Origin of the sequence: Mesorhizobium sp. M1E.F.Ca.ET.063.01.1.1 (assembly GCF_003998155.1) — a bacterium.
Lineage (GTDB): Bacteria > Pseudomonadota > Alphaproteobacteria > Rhizobiales > Rhizobiaceae > Mesorhizobium.
On sequence record NZ_RZSC01000309.1, the window covers coordinates 1 to 6,667 of the forward strand.

Below are 6,667 nucleotides of genomic sequence, written 5' to 3' on the forward strand. Positions count from 1 at the left end.
CCGCTCGACCGCAGCAACCTGGCATTCGACACGATCGCCGAGACGCTCGACCGCCTGGTCGTCGCGGCGTCGGAGATCAAGAAGCCGGTCTTCGCGGCCGATGCGCTGGACCGTTTGAAGCAGGCCACTCCGGCGAAGCGCGGTGGCATGGTACGCAATGTGCTCGCGAATGCGATTCCGATGGAGGCGCTCGCGGAGCATGTCTATGTCTCAGCCGCGCTACAGGTTCACTTCGCTCGCCTCGCCGCCCGCCTCGATGCCCGCGCGCTGGTGGCGGTAGGCGACGGCGCATGCCCCGCCTGCGGCAGCCCGCCGACATCCTCGATCATCGTCGGTTGGCAGGGCGCTCATGGGGCGCGGTTCTGCGCATGCTCGCTATGCAGCACGCTGTGGAACTACGTGCGCATCAAATGCACGCTGTGCGGCTCGACGAAGGGCATCGGCTACCAGGAGATCGACGGCGGGTCGGGCACGGTGAAGGCCGAGACCTGCGATTCCTGCGGCTGCTATGTAAAGATCCTTCATCAGCATAAGGATCCCGGCCTCGATCCCGTTGCCGACGACGTGGCGACGCTTGGGCTCGACATCCTCGTCCGCGAGGGTGGCTATCGCCGCGGATCCTTCAATCCGTTCCTCATAGGCTATTGAGGTGCGCGATGACCAGTCTGCCCACAAGCCGCCTGCGCGATCTCCCGTCAGTCGATCGCGTGCTGAGGACCCCGCTCGCGGCCGCGGCGGTCGAGCGCTTCGGCCAGCAGTCCACGACGCGCGCCATCCGCGATGCGCTGGAAGAAGCACGGGCGGCTTGCCGTACCGGAACTGAAGTGCCCGAGCCGAGCGATCTCGCCGCCGACGCGCTCCTCCGCCTCAAGGCCGCCGAGCGCCCATCGCTGCGCCCGGTTTTCAACCTGACCGGCACCGTGCTGCACACCAATCTCGGCCGTGCACTGATCGCGAACGAAGCTTTGGAGGCGATGCGCGCTGCCATGAGTGAAGCAGTGGCGCTCGAATTCGACATCGGGACCGGCAGACGCGGCGAACGTGACGATCATCTGCGGGCCCTCATATGCGAGCTCACCGGGGCCGAGGACGCAACCGTCGTCAACAACAACGCGGCCGCGGTGCTTCTCGTCCTCAACACGCTGTCGCTTGGCCGCGAGGCCGTCGTGTCACGCGGCGAGCTGATCGAGATCGGCGGCTCGTTCCGCATGCCGGACATCATGACCCGCTCGGGCGCGAAACTCGTAGAGGTCGGCACCACCAACCGTACGCATCCCAAGGACTATCTGTCGGCCATCGGTCCGGCGACCGGGGTCGTCTTCAAGGTGCACACGTCGAACTACCGGATCGATGGGTTCACGGCGGAGGTCTCTGCGCGCGAGCTTTCGGCGATCGCCAAGGAGCGCGGGGTGCCTCTCGTCCACGATCTCGGCTCGGGCACGCTCATCGATCTTGCCCAATACGGCCTCAAGCACGAACCCACCGTGCGCGAGGCGATTGCGGACGGCGCCGAGCTCGTCACCTTCTCGGGCGACAAGCTGCTCGGAGGACCGCAGGCCGGTTTCATCGTCGGCCGGAAGGATCTTCTTGACGAGGTCAACCGAAACCCGATGAAGCGGGCGCTTCGCCTCGACAAGCTCCGCCTGGCCGCGCTGGAGGCGACGCTGAAGCTCTACCGCAATCCGGATCGCTTGGTGGAACGTCTGCCGACGCTGAGGCTGCTCGCGCGCCCCGCTGTTGATATTGCCGCGCAGGCCCGGCGCCTCGCTCCCGTACTTTCCAATGTTCTGGGCGATGAATTTGTAGTGGAGGTGGTGGACTGCCGAAGCCAGGTCGGATCGGGCGCATTACCACTCGACACCCTGCCGAGCGCCGGGCTTGCCATCAGCCACCAATCGGGAAGCGGTCAAGCCCTGGAAATGCTTGCGGCGGCATTGCGGGCGCTGCCCGTTCCGGTGATCGGACGCATCGAAAAGCAGGCACTCATGCTCGATCTGCGCTGCCTCGAAGACGAGGCCGGCTTGGCGGCCAATCTTGCGAGCTTCCCTCCAGGAGGCGGTGGTGCGGTGGCTTGATCGTCTGGCGCGCAAACCGGCCCGAATATCCGCTGCTGACCAGTTGGCGGTCGCCATCGACGCTGCCAGGCGGGGCGACTACGCCACGGCTCTCGCCATCTGGGAGCCGCTGGCGCGGTCGGGATCGGCTCGCGCCCAAAACAATATCGGCGCCTGCTTCGCCGAGGGGCTCGGCGTCGAACGAGACAGCGATCTCGCCTTCCGCTGGCTGGCGCTCGCCGCCGAAGCCGGGGATCCGGTCGGGCAGCGGAACCTCGCCTCGCTCTGTTTCCGTGGCGAAGGCGTCGAACAGAATTACCGCCGCGCGGCCGAACTCTATCGGGCCGCGGCGGAGCAGGGCGACGGACCGGCGCAAGACATGTTGAGCTGGATGCTGCTCGAGGGTGAGGTGATCGAGCCTGACTTTGCCGAAGCGCGGCGTTGGGCGCTGGCTGCCGCCGCGCAGGGCATCGCATCGGCGATGACCCGTATCGGCATGCTCTGCCACAATGCCCTCGGCATGCCGCGCGATCCTGCCGAAGCGGTCCGCTGGTGGCGCAGGGCCGCGTTGCTCGGCGATACGGACGGTCAGGCCATGCTCGGCGCCGCCTGCCATCTCGGGGCTGGCGTTCCAGCCGACCCTGTCGAAGCCTATGCGTGGCTCCTGCGCGCGCAAGCAGGCGGCAGTGTAATCGCAGGCCGGTACGTGGACGCGGCGCGCGCTGCTCTCACCATGCGCGAAATCGCTGAGGCTGAACGCCGCGCTACGTTGCCGCTCGAGGAGCCTGCGCCATGATCGTCGGCACCGCGGGACATGTCGACCACGGCAAGACAGCGCTGGTGCAGGCGCTGACCGGCGTCGACACGGACCGGCTGCAAGAAGAGAAGGCGCGGGGCATGACGATCGATCTTGGCTTCGCCTATCTTCCGACGCCAAGCGGAGACGTCGTCGGCTTCATCGACGTTCCCGGCCACGAGCGCTTCGTGCACACCATGGTCGCCGGAGCCAGCGGCATCGATTTCGTGCTGCTGGTCGTGGCGGCCGACGACGGCGTCATGCCGCAGACGCGCGAACATCTGGCGATCGTCGATCTCCTTGGCGTCAGTCGTGGGCTGGTCGTGCTCTCGAAATGCGATCTGGCCGATCCTTCACGACGTGCGGCTGTCGCCGCGGACATCCGCTCCGCCCTCGCGGGCAGTATCTTGGAACAGGCTGAGGTTATTCCCATTTCCGCCGTCACGGGAGAAGGCATCGACGACCTCCGACGCCTGCTGTTCGAAGAGGCATCGCGCTTTGCCAGGCGCTCATCCTCGGGCCGCTTTCGATTGGCGGTCGACCGCTGCTTTACCCTGCGCGGCATCGGCACGGTCGTGACCGGCACCGCCCTTTCAGGCTCCGTCGGTGTCGGCGACAGCGTCGTGGTGAGCCCGTCGGGACTTGCCGCGCGCATTCGCTCGATCCACGCCCAGAACCGGGTGGCCGAGCGCGGCCTCGCCGGAACCCGTTGCGCGCTCAATCTGGCCGGCGACGGCGTCAGCAAGGAGGCAATCCGACGCGGAGATGTGATCCTCGATCCCGCGCTTCATGCGCCGACGGACAGGATTGACGCCGAGCTGCGTGTGCTGCGCAGCGAGCCAAAGCCGATCGGGCAATGGTTCCCGGTGCGGCTCCATCACGCCGCGACCGAGGTCGGGGCCAGGATCGTCCTTCTCGGCGACGAGCCTATAGCGCCCGGCAGCACGGCCAAGGTCCAGATTGTCCTGGAGAGCCCGATCGCCGCCGCTGCCGGCGACGCTTATGTAGTGCGCGACACGTCCGCGCAACGAACCATCGGCGGCGGGCGCTTCATCGACCTTAGGGCACCGAGCCGCAAACGCCGCTCGCCGGAACGGCTGGCCAGGCTCGAAGCATACGCCGTCCCGGCGCCGGACAAGGCCGTCGCCGTGCTTCTCGACACGCCGCCCCACTATCTCGACCTCGGCGCCTTCGCACGCGACCGGGCGCTCGGCGCCGACGAGATCGCACGCCTCATCGATCGTCTCGGCCTTGCCACCATTTCCGTCGGTGAGACGCAGGTCGTGGTCTCGTCGATGCGGTGGGCTCGGTTCAAGCGCGACTTGAGCACAATCCTGGAGACCTTTCATGCCGACAACCCGGATTTGCCGGGGATTGGCATGGAAAAGCTGCGCCTTCAGCTCGATCCATGTCTTCTTGCGCCGGCTTTCGCCGCTGCCATGCGAAGCCTCGTCCGCGCCGGTCAGATCGAGCTCGACGGCGCCTGGATACGGCTTCCCGGCCATGAGGTCCGTCTCGCGGCCAGGGAGGAGGCACTATGGCGTGAGGTCGAACCGCTGATAGCCGGCTCGGTGAGATTCCACCCCCCAAGAGTGCGCGACATCGCGGGCGAGCTCGGCAGGCCGGAAGCGGAAATCCGCAAGCTTCTGAAGCTTACCGGCCGCATCGGCACAGTGCATGAGGTTGCGCATGATCACTTCTTCCTTCGCCCGGCGTTGGCTGAGATCGTCGAGATCGTCTGCAGTCTGGCGGCCAGGCATGACGGGCAGTTCAGCGTCGCACAGTTTCGCGACAGTGCGGGCAGCGGGCGCAAGGTTGCAGTCCATATCCTCGAATTTCTCGACCGGCACGGCGTCACCTTGCGGCGCGGCGACCTGCGGCGCATCAACAAGCATCGGCTGGACCTGTTTCGCCGCGAGGGCGACAATGGTTCACCGGCAGAAGATTCTGGAGGAGCATCGTCCCCGGTGGGGCGTCCGGACTTCAAATCCGGGAGGGGCCGCGAGCCGGTCCTTGGTGGGTTCGACTCCCACTCTCTTCCGCCATCCTCTTAAAGCGCGTCGCGATCTTTCAGATTCGCTCCGTGCGCTTTAGGTTTTTGATTTTACGCATGTCTTTGTCCCGAAACCGGTTCCCACTTTCGGGAGACATGCTTTAGAGCCTGGCCCTGAAAATGTGTCGGACCTTTCCGAGGAGGTGACGCGATGCCAGCATCCTTTCTGCTTGAACTGAGGACTTCTGCGGAGGCCGCCAAGGCTGCGGAGACAAGTTTCCGGCACGAAGCAGCAAGGCGGATTGCAGCGCTGGAGCAGGAACGCGCATTCGCCTTCAGGCGGCTCAACCTCATGCAGGCGATCGCCGATGCTATGGGCCTAGCGGAAAGTGAGGATATCGCCGTGGCGAACGCATTCGCCGCCTTGCGCGCGAGCCTCGGCTGGAATGCCGACAGCGAGGCGCGCTCGGAGGTGATCTCGCATTTTGGCCCGGTCGCGCTAGCAATGTTCCAGGATTTAAGCGGAAACCAATCCGCCAATATCCATGCCGCGCTCGCGGAGTTCGAGCACTGGTTTTCCGACACCCGGGGCTCCAGCTTCTGGGCCCTGTTTGAGCAGCAGATGCCCGACACGCCTGTAGTCGATTTCTGAAGAAATCCATATCCATGAACCGGCTGGGCCGTTTCGCCGCCTGGTGTTCCCCCTATTGCGCAACCGCGACTCGGTACAGCCGCGGGCGATAACTGCCAAGTCGCGATACAAGCACTGTCACAACGGTCCGGAAGTGTGGCGGGACGGCCGCGCTGCCCAAAGCCGGCCTCACAAGTGACAATTGGCGGACTGCGACCTAGAGCGGTTCACCGTTTCACGGAAACGCCGAACCGCTCTAACTCTTTGTTTTTACGCAATTCCGGGCGGAAAACCGCTCACACTTTTCCTGGAATTGCTCTAGCTAACGTGCGGTCGCCAGTGATGTCTGCTTATAGGCAACGGCAAGGCGAACTCTATGACCGACAAGCGGCGCGCACCAGCCGAATCCCCTGCATCAACGGCCTGCCGGAGCGAAGCGCTCCAGCGAATGACAAGGCACTTGACGCGACTGCAAACGGAGGCATGCTCGGCGGGGCGCGGCCTGCCTTCCCGACCCCGACGGAGTCACATCATGCAGTGGTCCTACCCGATCCTCCGTGTCGGCGGCACCGAGATCCGCATCCACCTGACCTTCCTGCTGCTGCTCGCCTGGATCGGCATCGCCTATTTCCAGGGGGGTGGAACGTCGGCTGCAATCGAGGGCGTCGGCTTCATCGGCGCCGTGTTCGCCTGCGTGGTATTGCATGAGCTCGGCCATGCCGCGGCCGCTAGTCGCTACGGCATCCGAACTCCAAAGATCACGCTCTTGCCGATCGGCGGCGTCGCGGAGCTGGAGCGGCTACCCGAGAAGCCGTCGGAAGAGATCGTCGTGGCGCTCGCCGGCCCGCTGGTCAATGTCGTCATTGCCGCTTTCCTCGTCGTAGCACTCGGGACCACCGTCGGTATCGACGCGCTGACGTCGATGGATAACCCGCGTGTCGCGTTCGTGGCTCGCCTCGCCGCCGTCAACATCTGGCTGGTTCTGTTCAACCTCATTCCGGCCTTTCCGATGGATGGCGGGCGCGTGCTGCGCGCCTTCCTCGCCACGCGCTACAATCGCGTGCGCGCGACGGAGATTGCGGGGACGGTCGGTCAGTTCGCCGCCTTCGCCTTCGGCTTCATCGGTCTCGTCGCCGGCAACGTGCTGCTCATATTCGTCGCGATCTTCGTCTACCTCGCCGCCACTGCGGAAA

The 6,667-nt window shown here is 65.4% G+C and carries 5 protein-coding genes, 1 tRNA gene and 1 pseudogene; all 7 read left to right on the plus strand.

Annotated features, from left to right (window positions below; all coding sequences use genetic code 11):
• The coding region (gene fdhE / locus EOA29_RS20690; protein WP_127221372.1) for a formate dehydrogenase accessory protein FdhE at positions 1-648 on the plus strand (648 nt) is incomplete at its 5' end.
• Positions 649-656: 8 nt separating this feature from the next.
• On the plus strand, positions 657-2,075 hold the full coding sequence (selA, locus tag EOA29_RS20695; protein WP_126090224.1) for an L-seryl-tRNA(Sec) selenium transferase: 1,419 nt from the start codon (positions 657-659) through the stop codon (positions 2,073-2,075).
• Positions 2,062-2,850 carry a tetratricopeptide repeat protein gene (locus EOA29_RS20700; RefSeq protein WP_126090225.1) on the plus strand — a complete coding sequence of 263 codons (789 nt, stop codon included), beginning with the start codon at positions 2,062-2,064 and terminating at the stop codon, positions 2,848-2,850. The genes selA and EOA29_RS20700 overlap by 14 nt, the downstream gene beginning before the upstream one ends.
• Positions 2,847-4,673, plus strand: a pseudogene (selB, locus tag EOA29_RS20705) (selenocysteine-specific translation elongation factor); the annotation flags it as partial. The gene EOA29_RS20700 and the pseudogene selB, both read left to right, overlap by 4 nt.
• Before the next feature lie 126 nt (positions 4,674-4,799).
• Positions 4,800-4,895 (plus strand) — tRNA-Sec (locus EOA29_RS41025).
• 300 nt (positions 4,896-5,195) lie between these two features.
• A complete protein-coding gene (locus EOA29_RS20710) occupies positions 5,196-5,495 on the plus strand; it encodes a hypothetical protein (RefSeq protein WP_126090227.1) in 300 nt (99 codons plus the stop codon).
• 511 nt (positions 5,496-6,006) lie between these two features.
• On the plus strand, positions 6,007-6,667 hold a 661-nt coding region (locus EOA29_RS20715; protein ID WP_145969724.1), incomplete at its 3' end, for a site-2 protease family protein.